This is a genomic window from Saccharothrix sp. CB00851, assembly GCF_001905065.1.
GTDB lineage: Bacteria > Actinomycetota > Actinomycetes > Mycobacteriales > Pseudonocardiaceae > Actinosynnema.
Window position 1 is genome coordinate 1 of the sequence record NZ_LWLC01000040.1, and the last position, 25,735, is coordinate 25,735.

Annotated in this window: 22 protein-coding genes; 13 read left to right on the forward strand and 9 right to left on the reverse strand. The window is 68.7% G+C overall.

Annotated elements, in window-relative coordinates:
* Positions 1 to 145: 145 nt before the first annotated feature.
* Entirely contained in the window at positions 146 to 1,348 is a 1,203-nt protein-coding gene (metK, locus tag A6A25_RS32755) for a methionine adenosyltransferase (protein ID WP_073896875.1), read from the reverse strand.
* Between the two features lie 107 nt (positions 1,349 to 1,455).
* A complete protein-coding gene (locus A6A25_RS32760; RefSeq protein ID WP_073896876.1) occupies positions 1,456 to 2,193 on the reverse strand; it encodes an enoyl-CoA hydratase/isomerase family protein in 738 nt (245 codons plus the stop codon).
* A 196-nt stretch (positions 2,194 to 2,389) separates the two neighbouring features.
* Between A6A25_RS32760 and A6A25_RS32765 the strand changes: the two genes are divergently transcribed.
* Together A6A25_RS32765 and A6A25_RS32770 are read left to right on the forward strand one after the other, a co-directional pair.
* A complete protein-coding gene (locus tag A6A25_RS32765; RefSeq protein WP_158073855.1) occupies positions 2,390 to 3,214 on the forward strand; it encodes a polyketide synthase dehydratase domain-containing protein in 825 nt (274 codons plus the stop codon).
* Positions 3,204 to 4,691: an MFS transporter gene (locus A6A25_RS32770; RefSeq protein ID WP_083668861.1), complete on the forward strand. Its 1,488-nt coding sequence runs from the start codon at positions 3,204 to 3,206 to the stop codon at positions 4,689 to 4,691. Before A6A25_RS32765 ends, A6A25_RS32770 begins: the two co-directional genes overlap by 11 nt.
* A 679-nt stretch (positions 4,692 to 5,370) precedes the next feature.
* Here the strand turns inward: A6A25_RS32770 and A6A25_RS32775 are convergent.
* From A6A25_RS32775 to A6A25_RS32785, 3 genes are all read right to left on the reverse strand, one after another.
* Entirely contained in the window at positions 5,371 to 5,685 is a 315-nt protein-coding gene (locus tag A6A25_RS32775) for a hypothetical protein (RefSeq protein ID WP_198932941.1), read from the reverse strand.
* A gap of 78 nt (positions 5,686 to 5,763) precedes the next feature.
* On the reverse strand, positions 5,764 to 9,408 hold the full coding sequence (locus tag A6A25_RS32780) for an AAA family ATPase (protein WP_073896882.1): 3,645 nt from the start codon (positions 9,406 to 9,408) through the stop codon (positions 5,764 to 5,766).
* Complete coding sequence (locus tag A6A25_RS32785; protein ID WP_241829033.1) at positions 9,405 to 10,649, reverse strand: metallophosphoesterase family protein; 1,245 nt, start codon at positions 10,647 to 10,649, stop codon at positions 9,405 to 9,407. The genes A6A25_RS32780 and A6A25_RS32785 overlap by 4 nt, the downstream gene beginning before the upstream one ends.
* Before the next feature lie 292 nt (positions 10,650 to 10,941).
* Between A6A25_RS32785 and A6A25_RS32790 the strand changes: the two genes are divergently transcribed.
* The 7 genes from A6A25_RS32790 (at position 10,942) to A6A25_RS44345 (ending at position 20,021) form a co-directional block, all read left to right on the forward strand.
* Positions 10,942 to 13,209 carry a tellurite resistance TerB family protein gene (locus A6A25_RS32790; protein ID WP_083668862.1) on the forward strand — a complete coding sequence of 756 codons (2,268 nt, stop codon included), beginning with the start codon at positions 10,942 to 10,944 and terminating at the stop codon, positions 13,207 to 13,209.
* Positions 13,206 to 14,528: an ATP-binding protein gene (locus A6A25_RS32795; RefSeq protein ID WP_073896887.1), complete on the forward strand. Its 1,323-nt coding sequence runs from the start codon at positions 13,206 to 13,208 to the stop codon at positions 14,526 to 14,528. The genes A6A25_RS32790 and A6A25_RS32795 overlap by 4 nt, the downstream gene beginning before the upstream one ends.
* Positions 14,503 to 17,328 carry a DEAD/DEAH box helicase gene (locus A6A25_RS32800; RefSeq protein WP_073896888.1) on the forward strand — a complete coding sequence of 942 codons (2,826 nt, stop codon included), beginning with the start codon at positions 14,503 to 14,505 and terminating at the stop codon, positions 17,326 to 17,328. Before A6A25_RS32795 ends, A6A25_RS32800 begins: the two co-directional genes overlap by 26 nt.
* Positions 17,329 to 17,651: 323 nt before the next feature.
* Positions 17,652 to 18,305, forward strand: coding sequence for a tyrosine-type recombinase/integrase (locus A6A25_RS32810; protein WP_198932942.1), 654 nt, complete (start codon positions 17,652 to 17,654; stop codon positions 18,303 to 18,305).
* Positions 18,306 to 18,414: 109 nt separating this feature from the next.
* The gene (locus tag A6A25_RS32815; RefSeq protein WP_053715920.1) at positions 18,415 to 18,726 is read left to right on the forward strand and encodes a transposase; all 312 of its coding nucleotides are present in this window, start codon (positions 18,415 to 18,417) and stop codon (positions 18,724 to 18,726) included.
* Complete coding sequence (locus A6A25_RS32820; protein ID WP_073896893.1) at positions 18,723 to 19,640, forward strand: IS3 family transposase; 918 nt, start codon at positions 18,723 to 18,725, stop codon at positions 19,638 to 19,640. Before A6A25_RS32815 ends, A6A25_RS32820 begins: the two co-directional genes overlap by 4 nt.
* A gap of 243 nt (positions 19,641 to 19,883) precedes the next feature.
* Positions 19,884 to 20,021: a hypothetical protein gene (locus tag A6A25_RS44345; protein ID WP_158073856.1), complete on the forward strand. Its 138-nt coding sequence runs from the start codon at positions 19,884 to 19,886 to the stop codon at positions 20,019 to 20,021.
* 125 nt (positions 20,022 to 20,146) lie between these two features.
* On the opposite strand, the gene A6A25_RS46950 is transcribed toward A6A25_RS44345, so the two are convergent.
* Positions 20,147 to 20,617 (reverse strand): NaeI family type II restriction endonuclease, encoded by a 471-nt coding sequence (locus A6A25_RS46950; protein ID WP_143193559.1) that lies wholly within the window; start codon positions 20,615 to 20,617, stop codon positions 20,147 to 20,149.
* Between the two features lie 79 nt (positions 20,618 to 20,696).
* Between A6A25_RS46950 and A6A25_RS32830 the strand changes: the two genes are divergently transcribed.
* Positions 20,697 to 21,398: a GAF and ANTAR domain-containing protein gene (locus A6A25_RS32830; protein WP_073896894.1), complete on the forward strand. Its 702-nt coding sequence runs from the start codon at positions 20,697 to 20,699 to the stop codon at positions 21,396 to 21,398.
* A 542-nt stretch (positions 21,399 to 21,940) separates the two neighbouring features.
* Here the strand turns inward: A6A25_RS32830 and A6A25_RS42575 are convergent.
* The 3 genes from A6A25_RS42575 to A6A25_RS32845 all read right to left on the reverse strand — a co-directional run bounded on the left by A6A25_RS42575 (position 21,941) and on the right by A6A25_RS32845 (position 23,275).
* A complete protein-coding gene (locus A6A25_RS42575; protein WP_083668865.1) occupies positions 21,941 to 22,174 on the reverse strand; it encodes an ATP-binding protein in 234 nt (77 codons plus the stop codon).
* 272 nt (positions 22,175 to 22,446) lie between these two features.
* Positions 22,447 to 22,962 carry a mycothiol transferase gene (locus A6A25_RS32840; RefSeq protein ID WP_073896895.1) on the reverse strand — a complete coding sequence of 172 codons (516 nt, stop codon included), beginning with the start codon at positions 22,960 to 22,962 and terminating at the stop codon, positions 22,447 to 22,449.
* Positions 22,963 to 23,083: 121 nt separating this feature from the next.
* Positions 23,084 to 23,275: a DUF2795 domain-containing protein gene (locus tag A6A25_RS32845; protein ID WP_073896897.1), complete on the reverse strand. Its 192-nt coding sequence runs from the start codon at positions 23,273 to 23,275 to the stop codon at positions 23,084 to 23,086.
* Positions 23,276 to 23,590: 315 nt separating this feature from the next.
* Here A6A25_RS32845 and A6A25_RS32855 point away from each other — a divergent pair, with 315 nt between their 5' ends.
* The 3 genes from A6A25_RS32855 to A6A25_RS32865 are packed head-to-tail and all read left to right on the forward strand — an operon-like array spanning position 23,591 to position 25,723.
* Positions 23,591 to 24,208 carry a flavodoxin family protein gene (locus A6A25_RS32855; RefSeq protein WP_073896900.1) on the forward strand — a complete coding sequence of 206 codons (618 nt, stop codon included), beginning with the start codon at positions 23,591 to 23,593 and terminating at the stop codon, positions 24,206 to 24,208.
* An 11-nt stretch (positions 24,209 to 24,219) separates the two neighbouring features.
* Complete coding sequence (locus A6A25_RS32860) at positions 24,220 to 25,290, forward strand: major royal jelly family protein (RefSeq protein ID WP_241829035.1); 1,071 nt, start codon at positions 24,220 to 24,222, stop codon at positions 25,288 to 25,290.
* A gap of 16 nt (positions 25,291 to 25,306) precedes the next feature.
* A complete protein-coding gene (locus A6A25_RS32865; RefSeq protein WP_380734730.1) occupies positions 25,307 to 25,723 on the forward strand; it encodes a four-helix bundle copper-binding protein in 417 nt (138 codons plus the stop codon).
* The last annotated feature ends 12 nt before the right edge of the window (positions 25,724 to 25,735 follow it).

The following is a 25,735-nucleotide window of genomic DNA, read 5'->3' on the forward strand; positions in this document are numbered from 1 at the left end:
TGCGGCCGAACTCGGCCAGGGAGAGGTCCGCCACGGCGAAATCGATGCCATTGCGAGTCGTGAACTTGTCCGATGCCACTTGGGTCACGCGGTTCCCCCTGGTTTTGGCGGCGTGGATGGCGGTCCTCTGTGGAAGACCCATGGTTCAGGCTCCCGCTGCGGCGCGGAGGGCGTCGGCGCGGTCGGTGTTCTCCCACGGCAGCTCGATGTCGGTGCGGCCGAAGTGGCCGTACGCGGCGGTCGGGGCGTAGATCGGGCGCAGCAGGTCCAGGTCGCGGATGATCGCGGCCGGACGCAGGTCGAAGACCTCACCGATCGCCTGCTGGATCTTGGTCGGGTCGACCGTCTCGGTACCGAAGGTCTCCACGAACAAACCCACCGGCGCCGCCTTCCCGATCGCGTACGCCACCTGCACCTCGATCCGCGTGGCCAGACCCGCGGCCACCGCGTTCTTCGCCACCCACCGCATCGCGTACGCCGCCGACCGGTCCACCTTCGACGGGTCCTTGCCCGAGAACGCACCACCACCGTGCCGCGCCATACCACCATAGGTATCGACGATGATCTTGCGACCGGTCAGGCCCGCGTCACCCATCGGACCGCCGATGACGAACCGGCCAGTCGGGTTGACCAGCAGCCGCACGTCGGAGGTGTCCAGGCCGAGCGCGTCGACCTCGGGCGCCACGACGTGCTGCCGGATGTCGACGCCGAGCAGCTTCTCCAGGTCGATGCCGTCCGCGTGCTGCGTGGACACCACGACCGTGTCCAGCCGCACCGGCTGGTCACCCGCATACTCGATTGTGACCTGCGTCTTGCCGTCCGGACGCAGATACGGCACCGTGCCGTCCTTGCGCACCGCGGTCAACCGCCGCGACAACCGGTGCGCCAGCGCGATCGGCAACGGCATCAACTCCGGCGTGTCCGTGCAGGCATACCCGAACATCAGGCCCTGGTCGCCCGCACCCTGCTTGGCGATCTCGTCCTCGGCACCCTCGACCCGCTTCTCGAACGCCGTGTCCACGCCCTGCGCGATGTCGGGCGACTGCGAACCGATCGCCACGTTCACACCGCACGAATAACCGTCGAAACCCTTGGCCGACGAGTCGTACCCGATCTCCACGATCCTGTCCCGCACGATCGACGGGATGTCGGCATACGCCTCGGTCGTCACCTCACCCGCCACGTGCACCTGACCAGTGGTGACCATCGTCTCCACCGCCACCCGCGAACGCGGGTCCTCGGTCAGCAACGCGTCCAGGATCGAGTCGCTGATCGCGTCACACATCTTGTCCGGGTGCCCCTCGGTCACCGACTCACTGGTGAACAGCCTGCGGGCGTGCTCAAGCATGCCTCTCCTCGCGTTCGACGCCGTGTGGGCATTCGGATCGCGGCCAGTTTCGGCGTTGAAGCCGAGTTCAAGTCAAGCCACCGAAGCCCAGGCGGAACGCCGGAGCCTTACGCCCGTCCGGCGCCGAGGTTCTCGGCGTAGGACGCGATGCTCGCGAGGACCGCGTCGTCGTCCCACACCGCGGCCACCTCCGGCCGCGCCTGGTCACCGCGCACCTGCCGTTTGGTCCATGAGTACAGGGGCGCCGGTGCCTGCCTCATCACGCCCGCGGTCGCGAGAGCGGTGTCCAGCAGTTGGTCCGGGTCCACCACTTCGTTGACCAGCCCGATGGTTCGTGCCTGGTCAGCGCTGTACAGGGCACCTCGCAGGGCCAGATCGACCAGCACTGCGGGACTTACGGAATGCCGAAGTATCTCGATGCCGAGGTCGGGGAACGGGATGCCGCCGCGCAATTCCGGCGTGCCGATGCGGCCACGACCTCGGCACATGACGCGGTAGTCGCACGCCGCCGCGTAGATCGCGCCACCCCCGACCGCGTTGCCGTTCACCGCCGCGACCGTCGGGTGGGGGTGGTGGAACAGCGCCGCGAAGCTCTCCACCAACGCCTCCCGGAACTCACCGACGAGGCCGGTGTCCGCCAGCAGTCGGTGCAGGTCGATGCCCGCGCTGAACATCGCTCCGGCACCGGTCAGCACCACCGCGTCCCCGTCGGCCGCGGCGGTCGCCAGGGCACCGGTGAGGTCACGGCACACGTCGGGCGTCAGGGTGTTGGCCTTGCCGTGAGCCAGCCGCAGCACGCGGACGCGATCGTGCCGCTCCACCTCGACGTACGTGGTGGTCTGCATCGGACCTCCTCATGGGACGGACGGGGGTTTCCGACCCTGACAGCCGACAGCAGCGGCGAGTACCGCCGACAGGAGGAGGGAGTTCGTCGGCGAGCACACGTCCGGTCGCTACGGTAAGGGTGCGAACGCACGGTTTCCGGCCGAGAGCGTTTCGTGGTTTCATCTCCCTCCCGACCCGCCGAGACGGGACGTCATGATGTCGAACCACTCCACACCGCACGACGAAGGCAGCCGGACGAGGACGGCCGTGTTCCTGCCCGAGCCGGAGCGGCACGACGGCACCGCGGCGCTGTGGCACGTCGAGATCGACCTCGACCACCACGAGGAGATCCGCCACCACCTCGTCAACGGCCAACCGGCCATGCCGACCGCCTCACTGGTGCAGATCGCGGCCGAGGCCGCCGCCTCCTTCACCCCGGACTTGGTACCCGTCCGGTACTCGAACGTCCTGTTACCGCGACTGCTCCGCGCACCCGCCGGGCGGTGGCCGCGACGCGTCGTCGTCACCGCCACCCGAAGCGGCGACGACGTGGAAGTCCGCATCGACAGCCCGCCCGTCAACGCCGTCCCGACGGTCGAGCACGCCCGGATGTCGGTGCACCTCTGCGTGCCCGATACGTCGGAAATGGGTGATTGGCCGGACCATGAGCCGGAGTCGGCGGTGGACACCAGGTTCGACGGGTACCTGCTTCCCGGCGACGCGCTGGAGGCGCTCCTCGGCTCCGCCGGCCCTCCGGGAACGCTGTCCGAGGTGAAGTCCATCGACATCCCGGTTCCGTCGGATGATCGCGAGCTGGCCCGGTTGCTCGGCCCTCACGTCGACCTGCGCCGCTTCTCCACAACGGACGGTGAGCAGTACACCGCCACCACTGCGGACGGCACCGTCCTGGTGCGACTGCGCGGCGTGACCACCGCCAGCCGTGACCTCTCCACCATGAGACGTCACCGGACCGGCGCCAAGACACCCGGGCGGGCTGTCGCTCGGAAACGCCCCGCGGGAGGGGCGCCCGATGGCGGATGAGCCGTCCGCAGGGCGCGCCCAAGGGAAGATCATCCCGTTGTCCTCACCGTGGTGGACCCTGGTGGCCGCAGCCACCGCCACCTTCCTGGTGATGCTCGACGGCACCGCGGTGGTGATGGCGTTACCCGGCTTGCGCGCTGAGCTGGACATCGACTTCAGCGGTCAGCAGTGGGTTGTCGCCGCACACGTCGCGCCGCTGGCCGTGTTCCTGTTGACCGCGGGCGCGCTGGCGGACCGCTTCGGCCACCGGTCGGCGTTCCGGTTGGGAGCTTTGCTGTTCACCGCCGGCTCGGTGGCCGCGGGCGCCGCGGGGACGTTGCCCGTGCTCGCCACCGCCCGAGCGTTCCAGGGCGTCGGCTCCGCCTTCCTGCTCGCGGCGGCCTCGACGCTCGCCGCACACGTCTTCCCCGGGCCGGCACGTGGCAGGGCTGTTCGCCTCCTGTCCACCGCCGCGGTGCTGGGCTTGGCGTTCGGCCCCGTGGTGGGTGGCCTCCTCGCGGAGGTCGACTGGCGACTGGTCTTCCTGTCCGTCCTGCCGGCCGGCGTGATGCTGCAGGCGATCGGCAAGACGCAACTGCGTGCGGTCCCACCGATCGCGTCGAATGCCCTCGACTGGCCGGGGTTCACGTTGTCCGGCGCCTGCGTCGCGCTCGTCGTCCTCGGCCTGCTCCGCGGCCAGGCACTCGGCTGGACCAGCACCCCGATCCTGGCGATGTTCACCGCGGCGACGTTCCTGCTGTTCGTGTTCCTGCTGGCACAACGCGCCCGTGGTGACAAGGCCATGCTCGAACTGGCCCTGTTCGGGAACCGCGCGTTCCTCGGCGTCTCCCTGACGACGTTCGTATCCGCCGCCATCGGCCTGGCCACCGTCTTCCTGACGACCCTCCACCTCCAAGCCACGCTCGGATACTCGCCGCTGATCACAGGCGCATGCCTGCTACCGCTAGCGGTGGCATTGATCGGCGCGGCCCTCGCCACCCGAGGCCTCGTCACCAAGATCCCGCCCGGTATCGCAGTCGGCACGTCGGTCTTGCTCATCACGATCGGCGCGGGCCTGCTCGGCCTCATCACCCCGGACAGCACCTGGCTCGGGGTTCTTCCCAGCACGCTCCTGGTGGGCGCGGGCATGGGAATGGGCACCCCACTTCGCCACAACCTCTTCGCCCGCGCACTGGATCCCGCGAAAGCCGGCACCGCGAGCCGAATCAACGAAACCTCCCACCACCTCGGCCTCACCGTCGGTATCGCGGGCCTCGGCGCCCTCTTCCAGTACCGCTTCATCACCGGCCTCGAACAAGAAGGCATCACGGCCGCCGCCCGAACCGCCATGACAACCGGGATCGTCCGTCAAGCCTCCGCCGCGTCCCTGGGTTTCGTCGCGATCACTTGCGTCGCAGTGGGGGCAGTCTTCGTCCTTATCGCATTCACCTACGTCCAGCGTCATCATCTGCACGGCCCTGCAACGTGCGAATCGTGACGTTCGCCATCGGCACGCCGGAGGAGACCGAGGTGGCGCAGAAACCATCCTGCCCGCTGGGCGTATGCGCGGAACTCGTGACCGCGGGTCCGCAGTAGGTGGAATCCTCCACGAAGCGGGCGTCGAGTCCAACCGCGCGGCCGAGAGCAGCAGGGCTGCCAGGACGTCCGGTGCCAGAGCCGACAATCCGACTGCCGGCCAGGGATTCTCGGACGCGGGCACCCCTCACCGCGTTGATCGGCTTTGCCCCCCGGCCGACCGGTGGGCTGGCACGCAGGGCGGCTCGTGCTCGTCGGCTGTCCATCCACATCGGACTGGACTATCGGTTCGGCGTCCTACTCGCGGGAGCCGGCCTACAGCGCGAAGTCGGCGGTGTTGAGGAGGACTTGGCTGATGCCGATCAAGTCTATTCACAGCCCTCGTACCTCTGCTGCTGCCCGAGCACCGCTGGGTCGCCCTCGTCGACGGCCGGGTCGCCGGCTGGGCCGCCGCCGCCCCGGTCTCCACCCGCGAGTGCTACTCCGGCGTCGCGGAAACCTCCGTCTATGCCACGAACTGGAACGTGCTCCCACGCTGGCGATATCCCTCCTTCGGATGGGTCATGATTCACCGTTCTCGTGCGCTGGCCCGTCTGCACGACGGTGGCTAGTGCGTTGACCACATAGGTTCGCCGGGTTGGTCAGGCTGCTCGTGGTCGGCCCCAGCGTTGGTGTCGTTCGCTGCGGATGCGGGCTCGATCCCGGCGTTGGGCGTCGAGGATGTCGGGGTGGCGGGCGTTGGCGTTGCGCCGGCGCAGGTGTTGTTGGAGCTGTCTGGCCAGGACGGTGTGGTTGGGGTGGTCGGAGTTGGCGATGACAAAGGTGCGCAGTGGTCCGAACTGGGGCTCGATGGGGTGGGCCCAGGAGGCGTAGGTCGGAGTCGGGCAGATCTCGACGTTGTTGCCGGCGGCCCACGTGAGGATCTTCGGGGTCTTGTCGGCCGACAGGTTGTCCATGATCACGTAGATCGGTGCGCCGTCCGGTCTGGCCGCCCTGATCGACTTGAGGGCGCACTGCGCCCCGGTGGCGCAGGTTCAGCTGTGAGCGGCTTCGTAGGCGTCGATGACGTCTTGTGAGATCCGGCCGCGGTCCCCCACTTGCCTGCCGGTTCGGCGCGCCCATGCCCGGACGAGGGTCGGGTCGACCGTCTTCGTGGCGCGCGGGGCGGGTTCGGTGTGGTTGCCGATCACGATGCGCTCGCGCGCGGCGTCGCGGATCTCCTGCGGGGTGCGCGTGGAGTCGATCGAGGAGGGGGCGTCCAGTTCGGCGATGGTGAGGTTGTCCGACTCCAGGCCTTCGGCGACTTGGCGGAGGTGGGTGTGGTGGCTGAAGACGACGATCTGCCACCGCCGTGCGAGCCGTGCCATCACCTTGAGCGTTGCAGCGGCTCTGGCGTCGTCGAAGGTCATCAGCACGTCGTCGAGGACGACCGGCAGCGTCGGGAGCCCGCGGGTCCGCCTGTCGTCCTGCAACGACTCGATGCCGGCCAAGCGGAGGGCGAGGAACGCCTGGTCGGCCGTCCCCTCCGACAGCTCGTCCGGTTTCCGGGGTCGCTCGTCGGTGCCGACGATGCGCAACGACCGCCCGTTGGCGTCGCTGTGCGTGTGCAGGGCGACGTAACGCCCTCCGGTCAGCTCTTCGAGGATGCGCCCGGCGGTCTCCAGCAGCGGTGACGAGTGCTCCCGCTCGTAGGCCTCCAACTCGTCGCGCAGGACAGTGCGCTGGATCTCGGCCACGAGGTACTCCTCGACCTCGTCGGCCAGCACTGCCAGTCGTTCGTGCGCTTTGGCGTGCAGTTCGGCGGCGCCGGGCCGGGTGATCAGAGCCTGGTGCCGTTGAGAGAGCTCGCCGTAACGGCGGAGTGCTTCTTCGTGGGCCTTATCGGCGTCCTCGTACCGCCGGCCGGCCGTGTCGGCGTCGATCCGCAGTTGTTCCTCGTCGACATCGCTCAACTCGGCGACCAATTGCCGTGGGTCGGTTCGCGGCACTGCGGTGCGCACCACCTCACTGTGCTGGTCGACGTCGGTCAACAGGCCGGCCAGTTCCTCGCCTCGTTCAGCCGCGGCGTCGAGGTCCACAGCGTCGGTCCGCTGACGCAAGTCGTCCAGAACGGCGATGGCCAGGCGCCGTTGCTCGATGTGCTCTTCGAGCTTCCGGCGCAGCGAGTCGAGCCTGCGAACGAGGTTGTCCGCGGTGCCCTTGGCCTGCATCGCCGCCTGGACCCGGGCCGAGAGGGTGTCGAGCACGTCGGTGACGTGGTCACCCTCGACCCCCAGGCGTGCGGTGAGTGCCGCCAGTTCGTCCACGAACCCGCAGTGCCGTTCAGCCAGCTGCCGTGCCCGTTCCCGCAGGCCGGTCGCGGTGACGTGCGACGTGCGGGCCCGCGTGACGATGTCGCGCCGCCGGTACCACCCGGTGGGGCTCAGGTCAGGGAGGTGGGCGGTGGCCAGGGTCGTCCGCCACCGGTCCGCGGATTCGTTCCGCCGCGTGCGTGCCCGTTCGAGCTCCCGCTCCGCCTCCTGCCGGATGGCCCGTACTTTCCGCGCGACCGCACGGGCCTCGCGTGCGTCGTCGTCCTCGTCCAGCAGGTGTCTCGCCGCTTCGAGCAGGCTGTCCAAGTCCGCCTCGGGCCGAGGTCGTCCCGCCCGGGCGACTACGTCCGCCAGGTAGTGGCGCCTCTCCTCGACCGCGGGACGCAGGTCCTCGGCGGTACGGGTCGCGGTGACCGCCCGTCCTTCGGCCACAAGCGCACCGGCCAGCGACTCGTGGAACACGAGCGCATCGGTGACGGGCGGATGCGGAACGCCAACCGGCGCCCAGATGGCCTCCCACGCCTGGCGGGCTGCCGTGCACGCACGTTCCGCCTCCGCGACCTTCGATCCGGCGACGATCGCTTCGGCACGGGTCTTCGCCAGTTCGGCGGTCAGCACTCCGCGTCTCGCCGCCACTTCGGCGTGCTCCGCGAGCAGGTCGCCGACGCGATCGGCCTCGCGGACGGCGCGTTCGACCTCCACCGGCAGACCGGGCGCTCGTGCGGGCGGTTCACCCGCGAGCCAAGCGCGCACGACCTCGGTGATCAGGTCGTCGCGAGCCGCACGGGCAACCGTCACCTCTGCCGGGTCTGGGACGTGGTGCAGTTCGTCGTCCGACAATTGCCTCTGGATGTCGGTGGACCGCCTGTCGAGGCCGTCCAGTTCTCGACGAGCCGTGCGGATGGCATCGTCACAAGCCGTGATGTCGTCGCGCGCGCCCATCACCGACTCGCGGGACGGCAGTGTCCCCAGACGCGTGTGTGCGGGCAGGCCCACCGTCGTGAGCAGACGAGCGTGCTCGTGCCGCGCATCCGCCACGGCTTGAACAGCACGCCGGAAAGCAGTGACCACCGAGTCCTCGGCCTCGATGGCACTCACCGCCTCACGCAGGGACGCGACGACCTGCGCGTCCGGTGCCTCCGCGTCGGATGTGGCCGGTTCGCGGTCGCCCGCGGTTTCTACCTGGCGTTGTCGCTCGATCACGACGGCGTCCGCCTGAACGAGCGCCTCCGCCGCGGCGTCCAACTCGGAGACGCGATCCTCGCCGACCCACAGCGTGTTCAGCAGTACGTCGACCGGCTGGTCGACGTTGCCGGTCAGTTCGACCAGCAGCGCTCGGGTGCTCGCGTCGCTCTCATCGGCGTCAGCTAGGCATGCCCGGGCCTGCTCCGCGTCGTCGAGTCTGGCCGTGGATTCCCGCTGCAGACGCTCGACCAGGCTGCGGTCTTCGAGGATGGGGTCCTCGGAAGCGGTGTCCGCCAGCTGCGCGGACGTCGCGGCGATTTCGCCCTCGACGCCGACTATCTCGCCTTCGGCACGGTGGAGCCGTTCCGCGGTCTCGCCGTGGAGTGCGAGGTCGTCGGCATCCAGACAAGGCCCTGCCGATCGCAGGGCCGAGATCCTGCCTTCGGCCTGGGCCAGCAGCCGAATTCTGCCGATCACCCGCAGGCGTGCCTGTTGGCCGGCCATTTCGGTGAAGGCGGCGTCCTTGACCCGTCGGGCTCGCTCGACGTCCTCGCCGACTTGGCGCAGCACTTCGCGGATGGCAGTCACGTCGGCGGCGAGCGCGGTGGCCTCCTCGACGTCGTGCACCGCCTGCTCGTACTCGGCGATAGCACGACGTGCCCGCACACCCTTGTTTCCTCGATGCTCCTTGTAGAGCGAGTCGGCACGCGCCGACAGCGAGTCCAGCAGGTGGTGCACGGACTGCCCGCTCCGGGCTCGGAAGATCAGGGACGCGAGGTCGCCCTCACCCTTGAACAGGTACTCACCGCCCTTGCGCAGCTCCTCGTGCGACAGGCCGAACGAAGTCCGCCACCGGCCGCGGTCATCTCCGTCCCCCTGCCACAGCACGGGAACCTCCGCGCCGGTGGCGGTGTCGATCATTCCGCTCGCACGTCGCTCGACGGGGATCTCGGTGCCGTCGGGCAGGACGAGCACCGCGCTGATGGCCAGCTCCTGGCGGCGGTAGTGAAAGGCGCGCTTCGAGGACTGCGGTATCGACCACAGCAGGTCGGCCAGCGCGTCGAGCGCGGTGGTCTTGCCGGTCTCGTTCGGGCCGAGCACCACGCTCAGACCGGTGCCGAGCTCGATCGTCCGATTGTGGAAAGCGCCGTAGCTGTCCAGTGTGAGCCGCCGAACCCTCATCGGTCCTCCCCTGTGGTCAGCTTGGCGACCAGGCCGTGCAACGCCGCCGCGGTGATCCGCTTCAGCACGGCGGGGTCGTTGAGGTCCAGCGGGCTGTCCTTGCGCAGCACCCGGCCGAAATCGCGCTTGAGGGGTGCGGTCAGCCGGTCGACCAAAGGGCTGCCGTGACCCAGGTCCCCAGCCCTGCGGAGCACCGCTTCGATCAGCCGATCGTCCACGTGGTCGCCGGTCTGCGGCATGCGCGCGTGGGAGACGGCTTTCTCCACGGTGACGCCCGAGCGGACACCGGACGCCCGCACCTCCTCGACCAACCGCTCACGGTCGCTCAACGCACCCGCCGCACGGCTTGTCCCGATCACCGTCACCCTGGCGACCAGCGGACGACCCTGGGCGGCGACGCTGGCGTCGGCCAAGCTCGTCTCCACCGCGTCGAGCACTTCGTCGAACGTCCCGTGACCGGACGCGTCGACCTCGATCCGCTCCCACCGGGCCACGTCGAGTGCGACGAACCTCGGGACGGCGGGCTGGTCCCGGTCCAAGTCGACCACCAGAGCGCCCTTCGGGCCGGTCTCGTTGGCGTGCCTGCCCTGCAGGTTGCCGGAGAACGCCGCGACCCACGGGCCGTCGTTCACCAGTCGCCGCTGATGGACGTGGCCGAGCGCGAAGTACTCGTACCTGGGCTTGAGCAGGTCAGACGGGGTGCACGGTGCGTAAGTGTCGTGGCCCTCCGCGCCGGATACCGCGGTGTGCAGGATTCCGACGTTCACCAAGCCGTGGACGCGGTCGGGATAGGCCAGCGCCAGGTTCGTCGTGACGGCACGCGTGGCGAACCCCTGACCGTGCACGGCCAGGCCAAGGTCTTCGTCGATCACGGTCTCGGCCTTGTCCACATCCAGCACGGTCACGTTGTCGGGCAGCCGCACGGCCTTGGTGACCACGCTGGCCGCGTCGTGGTTGCCGGCGGCCATGAACACCCGTACGCCGTGTTCGTTCAGGAAGTCCATCTGCTCGGCGAAGAACCGGCCCGTGGCGTAGTCGGGCCAGTCGCCGTCGTAGATGTCGCCGGCCAGCACGAGCGCGGCCGCTTTCTCGTCGACGGTCAACCGCACCAGGTTCTTCAACGCCTGCCGCGAGGCGTGGCGCAATTGGTGGGCGACGTCCTCCTTGACGAACCCGTTCAACCCCCGCAGCGGGCTGTCGAGGTGGATGTCCGCCGCGTGCACGATCCGCACTCCGGTCACCGTCGCACGCTCCGGAGGATCGTGGGGATCACGGGGCGCGGCGCCGGGTGGTGATCATGCAGAGGGATCATGGCTCGCACATCGCGGCCCTTCACGGCAGCGCTACATCGACCAATAACACGATTGAGTGAGCAACCCTCGCGTAGTGGCTCGTTGCTGCGACAAAACGAAAGTGTCACCGATGTAGTTCACCCGTTCGGTCGCTAACGCTGGGTCGAACTGACGCGACGTAGCCGCTGTCACCGTTCAGAAGGACCGTCCGTGCGGATACGGCGCGAGCTAAGGGGGCCGAGTGGGGCTGTTGGACCGGCTGCGGCAGCTGTTCGAGAGCAAGCCCGCCGTCATGGCGCCACCGCGACCCGTGCCGCCGTTTGCAGCGCCCGTGCCGCCGGTGGCACCCGCCCCGCGTCCGCCGCGGCCCGGACCACCACCGCCGACCCGGCCGCAGCCGCGACGTCAGCCCTCCGCGTCCGCCCCCGCCTGGGTGCCGGCCGGCTCCACGTCATCAGTGGCCGGCAGGTCACTGCCCGGTGGGATGCTCTACATCGGGAAGCTGTCCCGGGGTGACGCGGTGCCTGACCGGAACGTCGAGGTGATCGACCCGACGCTGCCGATCGACTGGCGCAGGCCCGACTTCGCCGGGCGGGACATGGACTACTGGCCCGCCTACCACTCGATCACGCCGCGCAGCCGGGCCGCGTACCTGCTCTGGCTGGAGGGCGGCAGGTGGGCGCCGGACGCCTGCATCGGTTACGTGTTCCTGTACTTCTACGGCCTGGAACGACGGGCGCTGGTCGACGCGCAGCAGGACCCGGCCGCGCGGGCCGACCTGCCGCGCATCCTTGGCGAGGTCGTCCGGCTCCTGACCGTGTACGGCGGCAATTCGTCGTTCCGCCAGTACGCGACCGCCTTCCGAGAGGTTCTCCGCGCGCTCATCTCCAGGGGAGAAGGACCTCCGCCGGACCCGGCCGAACACGACAAGTGGCTCCCGCCGCTCACCCTGCGCTTCGGCATCGGCCGCTTCGCCGCCGAAGGCCTCCCCGTTCCCGTGGAGTGGGCGTGGTCGTGGGCCATGCTCCACCCCGAGATCTACCCGCGAACACCCGCGACGCGCTGCCCCGACGAGTTCCACGCGCTGTTCGCCACTCGCTACCGGGCCCGCTACGCCGATGGCCTCCGGGTCCGTCCGCTGAAGAGCCGAGTGGAACTCTCCTACCGCCCCGCCAGCGGTGGGCTGACTTCGACGACGTGGCACTCGGACGTGCCCGACGTGCTCACCGCCGCGGCGCCGACGAAGGTGCTCAAAGCCCTGGTCGAGTCCTGCACGGACGACCTGGACGCCTACAGCCGCCTGATCGGACGGCAACCGGAAGCCGCGGGCACGCTGCCCGCGCTGGCGCTGCTGCCAACCGAGCTGTTCACCGGCGACCTGGCGGGCCTGCGGCCGGTGCGCGCACTGGTCGAGCGCACGTTGCCCGCAGACGTGCCGCGGGCCAGGTTCGAGATGTCGGACCTGGTCGCTCTCTGGCCCGCGAAGGCGTCAGGGAAGTTCGCCAAGGCCGACGCGGTCGGACTGGCACAGTTGCTGGACAAGTTCGGCATCGGCATCGAACCCGACGTGCGCTTGGGCGGTCCGGTGCAGAGCGCGGGGCCGGCCGTGCTGTTCCGCATCACCGCCGCACAGTCCGCGACCGCGACACCCGAGTACACCGCCGCCACGACGCTGCTGCACCTCGCCGCCGTGGTCTCCGCGGCCGATGACGTCGTGTCCACCGCCGAGCGGGACCACCTGGTCTCCCACCTGGAGTCGAGCCTGCACCTGACGCCAGGGGAGCGGATCAGGCTGACCGCCCACTTGGACTGGCTGTTGGCCTCGAAGCTGAAGCTGACCGGGCTCACCAAGCGCCTGGGAAGCCTGACCGACGCGCAACGCGCTCACGTCGCCGAGTTCGCCACCGCGATCGCGGCCGTGGACGGCGTCGTCTCGCCGGGCGAAGTCGACACGCTGCGCAAGATCTACAAGCTGCTCGGGCAGGAGCCGGACTCGGTGTACACCGAACTGCACGCTCTCACCGCCGCGTCCACCCGTCCGGCACCGGCCACCGAACCCGTGGTCGTCGTGCCCGCGGACACCGGCCCGACCGGCTACCTCATCCCGCCACCACCGAAGCCGGAGCCACCGGTCGGCGCGGTGCGCCTCGACCCCGCCCTGGTGGAGGCCAAGATGCGGGAAAGCGCCGCCGTGGCCGCGCTGCTCGCCGACGTCTTCGACGACGAGCCGGCAGCAGCGGCACCACCTCCACCAACACCGGTCGTCGCGGTGGACCTCGTCGGCGACCTCGACGCCGCCCACTCGACCCTGCTGCGGGAACTGGCCGGACAACCGTCCTGGAGCCGTGCCGACTTCGACGCGCTCTGCGCCGGGGCAGGCCTGCTGCCCGAGGGTGTGCTGGACGTGCTCAACGAAGCGGCGGTCGAGGCCGCCGACGAACCGGTCGTCGAGGACGACGGCGACCAGCTCGTGATCAACGACTACGCAATGGGAGAACTGCTCGCATGAACGACACGCGCATCCGGCCCCGCGACCGCGACGCGATCATCCAATCGCTGCGGGCGGGCGTCGTGCCTCGCTCCGGCCAGCAGCACGTGCAGGTCGGACGCGCGCGCGAGGTCGAGTCGTTGCTGCGCGACCTCGACAGCGTCGCCGACGGCGGCTCCACGGCCCGCTTCGTCATCGGCGAGTACGGTTCGGGCAAGACGTTCTTCCTGAACCTCATCCGCGCCGCCGCGCTGAAGAAGCGCCTGGTCACGATGCACGCCGACCTCGCGCCCGACCGCCGCCTGCATGCCACCGGCGGCCAGGCCCGCAGCCTCTACGCCGAGCTGGCCCGCAACACCTCGACCTCGGCCAAGCCGGACGGCGGCGCGTTGGCGGGCATCGTCGAGCGGTTCGTTTCCCAGGCGCTCACCACCGCCCGTGAGCAGGGCACGTCACCGGAGAACGTGATCCGGCAGCGCATGGCCGAGCTGTCCGAATTGGTCGGTGGCTACGACTTCGGCACCGTCGTCGAGGCCTACTGGCGTGGCCACGACACCGGCAACGAGCAGCTCAAGATCGACGCGGTGCGGTGGCTGCGCGGCGAGTTCACCACCAAGACCGAGGCTCGTGCCGCACTCGGCGTGCGCACGATCGTGGACGACGCGAGCTTCTACGACCAGCTCAAGCTGATGTCCCGCTTCGTGCGCATGGCCGGCTACAGCGGTCTGCTGGTGTGCCTGGACGAGATGGTCAACCTCTACAAGCTGACCTCGTCGCAGGCCCGTTCCGCCAACTACGAGCAGATCCTGCGCATCGTCAACGACAGCCTGCAGGGCATCAGCACCCACGTCGGCTTCCTGTTCGGCGGCACGCCCGAGTTCCTCATGGACACTCGCCGTGGCCTGTACTCCTACGAGGCGCTGCAGTCCCGCCTGGCGGAGAACGCCTTCGCCGCCAACGGCCTGGTGGACCACTCCGGTCCGGTGTTGCGGCTGACCAACCTCACCCAGGAGGACTTCTACATCCTGCTCACGAAGCTGCGCCACGTGCACGCCTCGGGCGACCCGCAGCAATACCTCGTGCCCGACGAAGCACTGCACGCGTTCATGCGCCACTGCTCGCAGAACATCGGCGACGCCTACTTCCGCACCCCGCGCACCACGATCCGCGAGTTCCTCAACCTGTTGTCGGTGCTCGAGCACAACCCCGGCCAACCCTGGGAACCGCTCGTCGGTGGCGTTCGGTTCGAGGCGGAGCTCAACCCCGACCTCGAACCACTGGAGCCCGCCGCACAGGACGAGTCGAGGGTGGACGATGAGCTGGCCACCTTCCGCCTCTGACACCTCACCAGGGTCCTCGCACTTCTTCCGCCTCCACCAGAAGGTCCAGCGTTGGATTCACCGGCAGGGGTGGCAGAAGCTCAACGACGCGCAGGAGCAGGCGATCCCTCTGGTGCTCAAGGGGACCGAGGACGTGATCGTCTCGGCGGCCACCGCGTCGGGCAAGACGGAGGCGGCGTTCCTGCCGATCTGCTCCGCCCTGCTCGACGAGGTGGATGACGGCGGCATCCGGGTGCTCTACGTGTCACCGCTCAAGGCGTTGATCAACGATCAGCACCGCCGCCTCGACGAGCTGTGCGAAGACCTCGACCTCCCGGTGCACCGCTGGCACGGTGACGTTCCCGGCTCGGCCAAGGCCAAGGTGCTCACCAAACCCGACGGCATCCTGCTGATCACGCCGGAGTCGTTGGAAGCCATGTTCGTCCTGCGCGGTATGGAGATCGGCTGGCTGCTGCGCGCCCTGCGCTGGGTCGTGATCGACGAGATGCACTCGTTCATGGGCACCGAGCGCGGCGCCCAGCTCCAGTCCCTGCTGCACCGCGTCGAACTGGCGACCCGGCGTCGCGTTCCCCGCATCGGGTTGTCGGCAACCCTGGGCGATATGGAGTCGGCGCGTGATTACTTGCGCCCGGGTAACGGCGGCGACGTCCACCTCCTGACGGCCTCGCATCAAAGTGCCGACATCAGCGCCATCATTCGTGGGTACGTCAACGAGGCACCGACCACCGAGGACGATGAAGCCGACGGGGGGACCTCCGTCGAGCGCATCAGCGAGCACGTGTTCACCAAGCTGCGAGGCGGCAACAACCTCGTCTTCTTCGACCGGCGCGGAGACGTCGAGCTGTACGCCGACCGCCTGCGCCGCCGCAGCGAGGAACACGCCGTGCCCAATGAGTTCTTCCCACACCACGGAAGCCTCGCCAAAGACGTGCGCGAGCACGTCGAAGGCCTGCTCAAGAGCAATCGGCCGGTTACCGTGCTGTGCACGTCGACGCTTGAGATGGGGATCGACATCGGCACGCTCACCTCGGTTGCCCAGGTCGGGGCCCCGCCCTCGGTGGCGAGCCTGCGCCAGCGCATCGGCCGGTCCGGACGCCGTGGCGAGCCCGCTGTCCTGCGGATGTACGTGACGGCCCAGGAGATCAACGCCGACATCGCACCCCAGGACGAGCTGCGCGCCGAACTGTTCCAGGCAGTGGCGATGATGAGCTTGCTGTCCGAGCGCTGGTACGAGCCCGCGGACACGTCATCGCTGCACCTCTCCACGCTCATCCAGCAGATCATGTCCGTCATCGCCCAGCACCAAGGCGCCCACCCGGTCGAGCTGTTCCAAGCGCTGTGCCTGTCCGGACCGTTCGCGCACATCGACAAGACAACCTTCGCCACCCTGCTGCGCGACCTCGGCCAGGCGGAACTCGTTCAGCAGGAGCCCGATGGCCTGCTGCTGCTCGGCCGGGTGGGGGAGCGGATCGTCAATCACTACTCGTTCTACGCGGTCTTCGCGGAGAAGCAGGAGTACCGGCTCGTGCACGGCTCCCGAACCCTCGGCGTACTGCACATGACCACACCCACCGAAGTCGGTTCACTTGTCATCTTCGCGGGCAGGCGCTGGAAGATCGTCTCGGTGGACGATCAGGCGGCACTGATCCAGGTAGAGCCCTCGCGGGGCGGACGGGCACCCAAGTTCGCCGGCGGTCGTGCCGAGATCCACGACGAAGTCCGACGCCGGATGCGCAGGTGGTACGAATCGGACGACGTTCCCGGCTACCTCGACGCTACCGCGCAACGCCTCCTCGACGAAGGACGCGCGGCCTACCGCCGCTTCGACCTCGCCCGAAACCCCGCGCTGGCCACGGGCAACGACACCATCGTCTTCCCGTGGCGCGGCGATCGCATCGTCAACACCCTGACGGCGTGGCTGACTCGTGCGGGCGTGCCGGCGGTCGGGGACGGCGTCGCCTTCACCGTGCCCAAGTGCACACCGGCCCAGCTGCGCGCGGTCCTCCAGCAATTGCTCTTCGAAGACGACACAACCGCCGAGGACATCGCCGCCGCCCTGCCCGACACGACGGTCGAGAAGCACGACGTCCACCTCGGCAAGCCACTGCGCACCCGTGGCTACGCCGCCGGGTACCTCGACATGACAGGAGCCCGTTCCGCACTGACGGACCTGATCGATCGGATGCCCGAGTACGAAGTCGACGTCATCACCGGGACCTCTTCCGTCCCGGCACCGCTCTTCACCACCCCGACGGCCTACGCGGTCGTGGACGTCGAAACCACCGGCTTCGCCGCTTGGGGCAAGGACCGAGTCATCGAGGTAGCGGTCATCCGCGTCGCTCCCGACGGCACCGTCCTGGGTGAGTGGAGCGCACTGGTCAACCCACAACGCCCACTTGCTGCGTCCGAGATTCACGGCATCACTGAGGACGACGTGGTGGGCGCTCTCGCGTTCGCCGACATAGCACCCACCCTCGCCGCTCACCTGGCGGACGCCGTCGTCGTAGCCCACAACGCCTCGTTCGACCTGAACTTCCTGAACGCCGAGTTCGCCCGCACCAGCACCCCGCTTACGTCGAGCGCGACGCTGTGCACGATGAAGCTCGACGACCGCGTCCACCAGGCAGGTCGCCGCAAACTGCACGACTGTCTCACCGCGATCGGCATAACCACTCATGGCACCGCTCACCGAGCCCTCGCCGACGCCAGAGCCACTGCCGATCTGCTGCGTCACTACCTGATCCACACGCCTCACGATGTGCGAAACCTCGTCACCGGATCTGAGCGCAGCACCTTGTAGTCCGGGAGCTGTCGAACCGGCCATGCTCGTTGAGCTGCTGTTTCTGCTCATCGAGCATGGCCGGAGGTGTTGGTGGTGGGTTATTCGCGTCGGCGTGTGGGTGTGTCGGATCGTGTGCGGTACACGGCGTACTACTGGGATGTGTGGGGTCGTGAGCGTTCGGCCGGCACGTTCGACCACGTGCGTGATGCCGATCGGGCGTGGCGGCGGGCCGAGGTGGACGTGGTGTCGGGTCGGTTCGCCGATGCCAGGAGTGTCCGTCAGTCGTTCGAGCGGTGCGTGACCTCGATGTGGCGGCGTGTCTGTTGACTGTGGCCAGGGCCGTGGAGGAGGTCGAGCCGCGGTTCCATCCGACCGGCGGTCGCTTCCTGGTGAAGGAGTATCCGAAGGACCGGGACTTCCGGCGGCTGCGGCTGCGTCGACAACTCGTCGGCCAGGTGGCGGCCTACGTTGAGCGATCACGCCTCGAACCCGGCGACCTGCTGTTCCCCTTCCCGGAGCGCGAGGCGGTCACGGAACCGAGCTCATCCGACGAGGGCTCGATCCCGGGCGATCATGGGACACTGTCGCGCTACTCCGCGCGCGGATGCCGATGTGGAACGTGCCGTGCCGCCTACGCCGGCTACCGGGCCCGGCGACGTGCGCAGGGCAAGGATCGGCCTCGGTGCGGACGGCGGGTTGATACCGACGGGCACCTACCTCGCAGGTGGTATCTCAGGACCATCTGGAAACCGGCCCTGGCCGCGGTTGGGATCAGGCGTCGGGTGCGGATGTATGACCTGCGCCACGCGCATGCCTCCTGGCTGCTCGCCGGCGGTGCCGACATCCAGACCGTCCGCGAGCGCCTGGGCCACGCCAGCCTGCGGTCTACCGAGAGGTACCTGCACACTCTTGCCGAGTCCGACGCGGCGGCGCTGGTGGCGTTCGAGTGTGTTCGTCACCGTCATGCCAGCGTGGCGGATCCCACGGTCAGCTGACGGTCGGGTGATCAGCACACGGGTCTGGCGAGGAACCGGAAGGTGAGCTTCCCCCGGTAGCCCGGTGGCTTTCCAGGCATGGTCCGATAGGGCCTGAAGGGAGTCGTCCGTGGCACCACCGAAGAAGTACCCCGACGAGTTGCGGGCTCGGGCTGTCCGGTTGTACCGGGAGTCGGATCCGAAGCCGGTGATCCGGCGCCTGGCCGAGCAGCTGGGCGTGCACCACGAGGCGTTGCGGAACTGGATACGGCAGGACGAGGCCGACCGCGGCGAGCGGGACGACAGGCCCACCGCGACCGAGTCGGAGGAGCTGCGCCGCCTCCGTAAAGAGAACGCGGAGCTCAAGCGGGCCAACGAGATCCTCAAGACCGCGTCCGCGTTTTTCGCGGCGGAACTCGACCCGACCCGGCGACGGTCGTGAAGCTCGTCGAGCAGCTTCGCGGCCGCTTCGGGGTCGAGTTCGTCCTCCGGGTTCTCGGTGTCGCCTCGTCCACCTACCGCGGCTGGGTGGCCCGACAGGCCGCCCCGTCGGATCGCGAACGCGAGGACCGGGCGATCACCGACGAAATCACCGACATCCACACCGCCTCGGGCGGCACCTATGGCAGCCCGCGGGTACACCAGGTCCTGCGGCGTCGGGGTATCCGGGTGTCGCGCAAGCGGGTCGAACGGCTGATGCGCCAGGCCGGCCTGCAGGGCGCGTTCCTGCGCAAACACTGGCGGACGCCGTCGACCAGGCAGGATCCACGGGCCGCACCGGCGCCCGATCGGGTGAACCGGGACTTCACCGCGCCCGCGCCGGACCGGCTGTGGGTGGCCGACGCGACCCGGATCCGCACCGGCGAGGGCGCCTTCTGGTTGGCCGCGGTGCGCGACGCGTTCTCCAACCGGATCGTGGGCTGGAAGACCAGCGACCGCTGCGACACCGACCTGGTGCTGGGTGCGCTGGAGTACGCGATCTGGTCCCGCGACGTGCGCGACGGGCAGTTGATCCACCACAGCGACCGCGGGTCGACCTACACCGCCTTCCGGTTCGCGGAACGGTTGCAGGACAACGGGATCCTGCCTTCGATGGGGTCGGTCGGCGACTCCTACGATAATGCCCTGATGGAGAACTTCCTCTCCACGCTCAAGATCGAGTTGGTCTACCGCCGGTCCTGGCGCACCCGTGACGAGGCCGAGAACGACCTGTTCCGTTATATCGACGGGTTCTACAACACCGAACGCATCCAGAAGGACCTCGGCTGGCTCAGCCCCGACGAGTACGAAGCCGCCTGGCACACCGCTCAGGCCCGGCCAGCTACCATCCCGGCGGCACCGACCGTATCCAGGTAACAACCGCCTCGGGTTATCGGGGGAAGCTCAACCTGCCGAGGGCGAGCGGCAGCCGATCCGCTCGGACAGCACGTGGATCCTCGAGCCGGGTCTGTCGCGGCCGACGGATTCGGGCTGGTGCTGTGTCGCGCAACCTTGATCGGTAATCGGTCCAGGTGAGGTGGGTGAGTCGGTGGCGAAGCCGGCCTCGGGACGGGCCCGGAGGTGGCGATGTCCACCGATCTGACCGCTCAGTGAGATCTGGTGGGCGAGGTGTCCCTGACCACGCAGGACCTGCTGCCGCTGTTGGTGCTCGGTGTCGCCTTGTCCGGCCGGAACTCCGCGACGACCAAGGAACTGTCGTGGGACGTCGGCACCTGGAGGAACACGCGGTCGCGGTGAACCTCGTCAAGCGCCGCAGGGGCAAGGCCCGAAGCCCCGAGGCAATAACGGTCGTCCTGTGGGTGGTGTGGTTGATTCATCATGATCTTGACGCTTGGCTTCGGCGGGGATAGGCCATGGAAGGGTCAGTAGCGGATGTGACGGGCTGGCTCGAAGGGATCGTCGCCGCGGGCGACGGCGTATGTGTCTCCATCGACCTCGACGATGCGACGGTCGGTGGTGCCGGTTATGCGGACCAGGCGCACGGCGAGAAGAGTTTTCTTACGTGACACCGGGAGCCCTGAGCTGTGGGCCACGCTTGGAGAGTTGTTCTGGTGGCCAAGGACTACGATCCCCTCTGCTGCGAGTTGAGGCCGGATATCCCGGCGCCTTTTGAGACTGTCGGCCTGGCGAAAAGGTGCCGACAGCGCGCATCCGGGTGGGTGCGAGGACCGTTTACGCGGGTCGTGGTCGTGGTGACCGGTGACTGGCGGGTAGGCTTCACGGCGCGTATGGCGGTCCCGGGTCAGCGCTCGATCCGCGTAGCGCGCTTCGGTCAACGGCCTGGGGCGGTACAACGCGCCGACGGCCGCCCCCTCGGCAAGGTGGTTTCCCATGACGGCTGGCAACGGACAGGACGCGGGTGGCCGGGATCGGCAAGAGGCATTGCCTCGTCATGCCCTCGGGGGTGACGAGATGAACGACCTGGCGTTGCAGTTGGGCGACCTGGCGCGCTATTTGCAGGGGCAGGACAGTGTGGAGGACACCCTGCGCGGGATCGTGCACGCGGCGGTCGGCACGGTTCCGGGAACGCAGTACGCCGGGGTGTCGGTGGTCGAGAGCCGCAAGACGATGAGCACGCCGGCGGCTTCCGACGACCTGGTCTACAAGGTGGATCAGGCGCAGGTCGACTTCCGCGAGGGGCCGTGCGTCGACGCGCTGTACGAGCACCGCACGGTGCGGCTGCCGAACATGGCCGTGGAGCAGCGCTGGCCGCGTTTCGCCGCTCGTGCCGTCGAACTGGGCGTGGGCAGCATGTTGTCGTTCCAGCTCTACGTCACCGGTGACGACCTGGGTGCTCTGAATTTGTACTCGCGCGACGCCGATGCCTTCACCGACGAGTCCGAGCAGGTGGGACTGTTGTTCGCCACGCACGCCGCGGTGGCGATGGCCGACGCGCAGAAGGTGGCGCAGATGTCGCGGGCGGTAGGTACCCGTGACCTGATCGGCCAGGCCAAGGGCATCCTCATGGAACGCCACAAGATCACCGGGAACCAAGCCTTCGCCGTGCTCACGCGGGCCAGCCAGCACACCAACACCAAACTGGTCGAGGTGGCCGAACCTGGTGAACAGCGGCGAACTCCCCAAGATCCGATAACGCCTGGTCACCTCGAATAGCGTTTCCGAGGACTCCTCCTGTGTCGACGTAGATCAACAAGCGACACGATCAGGCTCCGGAGCACTCGGGTTACTGCGCGATGCTCCGTGTGGGAAATCGCCGACACCGGCCACGCCCTTGTAGTCCACCTGGCCGTCGCAGCACGTGGTCTCGTCGTCAACGGCGGAACCCGGAGTGGGCAGTGTCGGCTCTTCACCGATCAGTTCGAGCACCTGACTGAGCCTCGGTCGAGCGTGAACCCGCGGTGGTTCATCAGCACCGCGCAGTTGCCATCGCATGTGCGGCGAGAGTTGTTCGCTTGTCGTACGCCGGTGTTGTGCGGTTGAGGGTGGGTCAACCGGGGGTCAACCGGTCGACACCGTGGTGTGTCCGGGTCGGCGGGACAGAATGGCCCACACCGTCTTGCCGACCGCGTTGCGCACGGTTCCCCAGCGTCGGCACAGCCGGTCCACGAGCACCATCCCGCGACCGCGTGTCACCCGGACCGAGGATCGGCCCACCACCGGCAGGTGCGGCGACAAGTCGGTCACTTCCACGCGGATCAGCGCACGGGTGCGTCGCAACCGCAGGTGGAGGGGGGCTGGCCGTGCTGGTAGGCGTTGGTCACGAGTTCGGACACCACCAACTTCGCGTCGGTGATCTCGTCCTCGGTGAGGTCGGCCAGGACCTCGCCCGTCCAGCGCCGCACTCCGGCGAGATCAGGTACCTCGCCGACCAGTTCGAGTACCGGGTCGGCGGGCCGGGGTCTGTTGGCGGGGTTCTCCTCGGTGATCATGGCGGTCCTCCTTGCCGAACGTGGTGTCGCGGCTTGTTTACCCAGCGACAAGATCGTCATCACGGCTCGGTGATCACCCGATGCGGTGCAAGAACGCTCACGGTTCACTTGTGAACACTTCGCACTGTGTCAACGACATCGGGGCCGCATCCTTGCTTGCTGGCGCAAAGAAGCGTTTTTCGCCGGGTAATTGGCAGCATCGACCGCGTCGGCGAATGATTGAGTCGGCGGCATGGTGGAGAAACCGTGGAAGGGGCGCGGCGTGTTCCGGGTCAAGTGCGGGATAGGACGCCGCGCACGAAGGCGGCCTGGCCGACGTGCTGGAGGTCGTCCTCGATGACGCTGAGCAGCCGCACGGCCAGGGTCACGGGTGGGTCCCAGGACTCGTCCACGACCCGGGTCAGGTCTTCGGCGCTCAGGGCGCGCACGTAGGTTTCCGTGCGTTCATGCACCGCCCGGTGGTAGCCGAGCAGCAGGTCTGAGGGTGCGGTGACGGCGGCGACCTGGTCGCTGTCGTGCCCGTAGCCGGTGTCGTCGGTGGACAGCGGCAGGTCGAAGCGCTCGGCCCAGTCGTCGGCGGTCCAGACCTGTTCGGTGCCGGCGACGTCGGCGACGTGGTCGTCCTGGACGCGGGTGAGGTGCCAGACCAGCCAGGCGATCGGGTTCGCCGTGCCGCCGACCCGGTGGGTGAGCTGATCGGGGGTCAGGCCGTCCAGCATGCGTTCCACGGACTCGCGGACCCGTCCGAACCCGTCCAGCAGCACGTCCACTGCGGTGACCTCGCCCATGAGTGCCTTTCCTCCATCGGTCCGGTTCCACCGGCCGGCCCCGGCGGATTCGCTGATCCAGCGGGTGGCGGGTCGGGGCGGGGTTCGCGTTCTCCTCGTCCCGACCCGCCCCGTCGGGTTTCTAGTTCTGTTGGCCGATGGCTTCGCTGATGTCGTTGGGGGAGTTGAAGTCGTCGCGTGGCAGGTTGCGCAGGGCGTCGAGGGTGTCGTCGTCGGCTCCGTGGGAGCGGGCGGTCTCGACAATGTCGTCCTTGGTGGCGGGGTAGTCGACACCGGAGAGGAACTTCTGGACTTGGATCGGGTTGAGGGTCATGGTCGCCGAGTACCCCGGCGTCGGTCGTCTGCACTTCCGCTTCGCCGTGGATCACCGGTTGGTGTGGGCCGCGCGGTACCGGGAGGTGCCAGGTTGGCGCGGCTGTGCGGTGCGTGGAGGTCGCCGACCACTTGACCGGGTGAACATCGTGGGCGTGCACCGGATCGGCGGTACTGGCGTGTGGTGACGACCGCGCCGAGTACGTGGTGTGCGAGCCGTCCGCGCGAGGGGAGCGGCGAGTCGACGAGGCGTGAGCATGACGGCGTGCCGGACGCCGTGCAGATTGGGGCCGGGTTGAGTGGGTAGGCCCTGTGCATGGCTCCCACGACGTTGACCGCGCTCGCGTTGACCTGTTCCCTCAAACCTACGCCCGAGCCTTCGAGCACCGACAAGCTTGCCCGGCAGGTGCTCGACGAGCTGGCCGCGCACGGTGTGGCGGGCGACCTGATCCGGGTCGTGGACCACGACGTGCGCCCCGGCGTGGAAAAGGACATGGGCGAGGGCGACGAGTGGCCGATGATCCGGGAACGGGTCCTGGCCGCCGACATCCTCGTCTTCGCCACACCCACCTGGGTGGGTCACCCGTCCAGCGTGGCGCAGCGGGTGATGGAGCGGCTGGACGCGGAACTGTCGGAGACCGACGACGAGGGCCGCCTGCTGACCTACGGCAAGGTCGCGGTGGTGGCGGTGGTCGGCAACGAGGACGGCGCGCACAAGATCATCGCCGACTGCTTCCAGGCGCTCAACGACGTGGGCTTCACCATCCCGGCCAGCGGCGGCACGTACTGGAACAACGAGGCGATGACACCCAAGGACTACATCGAGCTGGAAAAGACGCCCGATCCGGTGGCCTCGACGAACAAGAAGCTGGCGAACAACGCCGCGCACCTGGCGCGGCTGCTCAAGCAGGCCCAGTACCCGCCGGTCCAGTGAGGAGTGTCCGCGTGAGCGAGCTGGAACTGGTGCACGGGTTCACCGGTCCGATGCCCACCGGGGTGAGCGTGTCGCACACCGGTCGGGTGTTCGTGAACTTCCCCCTGTGGGGTGACGAGGTGTCGGCGACCGTGGTGGAGCTGCGTGACGGCGTCGAGGTGCCGTTCCCCGATCAGGCGTGGAACTCACCGTCGGGTGATGACGACGAGGGCGCTTTCGTGTCGGTGCAGAGCATCGTGGTGGACCCGGCCGACCGGCTGTGGGTGCTCGACACCGGCAGCCCGCTGTTCCGGCCGACCAAGCCCGGTGGGCCGAAGCTGGTGTGCGTCGACCTGGCCACCGACACCGTGGTCAAGGTGATCACGTTCCCGACCGACGTTGTCCTGGAGACGACCTATCTCAACGACGTGCGGTTCGACCTGCGCCGCGGTGAGGCCGGGGTCGCCTACATCACCGACTCGGCCGACTCGGGGCCCAACGGGATCATCGTGGTGGACCTGGACAGCGGCGAGTCGTGGCGCAGGCTGCACGACCACCCCTCCACCAAGGCGGAGCCGCTGGAGACGTTCCGCCCGGTCGTGGAGGGCGCCCCGTTCCTGGAGCGCCCCGCCGACGAAGAGCCGAAGCCGGTGGCGATGGGCGCGGACGGCATCGCCATCAGTGCCGACGGCGCCCGCCTGTACTACTGCCCGCTGGCGTCGCGCCGCTGGTACAGCGTGCCCACGCACGCCCTGCTGGACCGGTCGTTGCCCGACGACGAGGTGGGGGAGCAGGTGGTCGACGAGGGCGACAAGGGCGGCGGCGCGGACGGCTTGGAGACCGACGACGCGGGCCGGCTGTACCTGACGAACTACGAGCACGACGCGGTGCTGCGCCGGCTGCCGGACGGCGCGTTCGAGACCGTCGCGCACGACCCGCGGCTGCTGTGGCCGGACACGATGTCGGTCGCCGACGGCTACCTCTACGTCACCGCCAACCAGCTGCACCGCCAGGCCAAGTACCAGGGCGGGCAGGACCGCAGGCGCAAGCCTTACCACCTGTTCCGCGTGCCGATCGACGCCGGACCCGTCCGACTCCGGTGACACCACGAACCAAGGAGTGATCCGCTTGACCACCACGACGATGCCGATGCTGGAGACCTACCCGGCCGAGATCAACCTGGACCGGACCAAGCTGGCCGCGGCGATCGACGCGCTGATCGCCTGCGCCCAGGCGTGCACGGCGTGCGCGGACGCCTGCCTGAGCGAAAGCTCGGTGGCGGAGCTGACCAAGTGCGTGCGCACGGACCTCGACTGCGCCGACATCTGCTCCACCACCGCGCGGGTGCTGTCGCGGCACACCGGTTACGACGCCAACATCAGCCGGTCGTTGCTGGAGGCGTGCGCGATGGCGTGCAAGTCCTGCGCGGACGAGTGCGAAGGGCACGCGGACATGCACGAACACTGCCGCATCTGCGCCGAGGCGTGCCGCAACTGCGAGCGGGCGTGCCGCGACCTGCTGGCCACCATCGGTTGACGGAGGTGGCGA

Excerpts from the sequence above, each read along its gene's own strand:
- metK (WP_073896875.1), bottom strand. The coding sequence starts at position 1,348 with ATGCTTGAGCACGCCCGCAGGCTGTTCACCAGTGAGTCGGTGACCGAG.
- A6A25_RS32760 (WP_073896876.1), bottom strand. The coding sequence starts at position 2,193 with ATGCAGACCACCACGTACGTCGAGGTGGAGCGGCACGATCGCGTCCGC.
- A6A25_RS32765 (WP_158073855.1), top strand. The coding sequence starts at position 2,390 with ATGTCGAACCACTCCACACCGCACGACGAAGGCAGCCGGACGAGGACG.
- A6A25_RS32770 (WP_083668861.1), top strand. The coding sequence starts at position 3,204 with ATGGCGGATGAGCCGTCCGCAGGGCGCGCCCAAGGGAAGATCATCCCG.
- A6A25_RS32775 (WP_198932941.1), bottom strand. The coding sequence starts at position 5,685 with ATGGACAACCTGTCGGCCGACAAGACCCCGAAGATCCTCACGTGGGCC.
- A6A25_RS32780 (WP_073896882.1), bottom strand. The coding sequence starts at position 9,408 with ATGAGGGTTCGGCGGCTCACACTGGACAGCTACGGCGCTTTCCACAAT.
- A6A25_RS32795 (WP_073896887.1), top strand. The coding sequence starts at position 13,206 with ATGAACGACACGCGCATCCGGCCCCGCGACCGCGACGCGATCATCCAA.
- A6A25_RS32800 (WP_073896888.1), top strand. The coding sequence starts at position 14,503 with ATGAGCTGGCCACCTTCCGCCTCTGACACCTCACCAGGGTCCTCGCAC.
- A6A25_RS46950 (WP_143193559.1), bottom strand. The coding sequence starts at position 20,617 with ATGGGAAACCACCTTGCCGAGGGGGCGGCCGTCGGCGCGTTGTACCGC.
- A6A25_RS32830 (WP_073896894.1), top strand. The coding sequence starts at position 20,697 with ATGAACGACCTGGCGTTGCAGTTGGGCGACCTGGCGCGCTATTTGCAG.
- A6A25_RS42575 (WP_083668865.1), bottom strand. The coding sequence starts at position 22,174 with ATGATCACCGAGGAGAACCCCGCCAACAGACCCCGGCCCGCCGACCCG.
- A6A25_RS32840 (WP_073896895.1), bottom strand. The coding sequence starts at position 22,962 with ATGGGCGAGGTCACCGCAGTGGACGTGCTGCTGGACGGGTTCGGACGG.
- A6A25_RS32845 (WP_073896897.1), bottom strand. The coding sequence starts at position 23,275 with ATGACCCTCAACCCGATCCAAGTCCAGAAGTTCCTCTCCGGTGTCGAC.
- A6A25_RS32855 (WP_073896900.1), top strand. The coding sequence starts at position 23,591 with ATGGCTCCCACGACGTTGACCGCGCTCGCGTTGACCTGTTCCCTCAAA.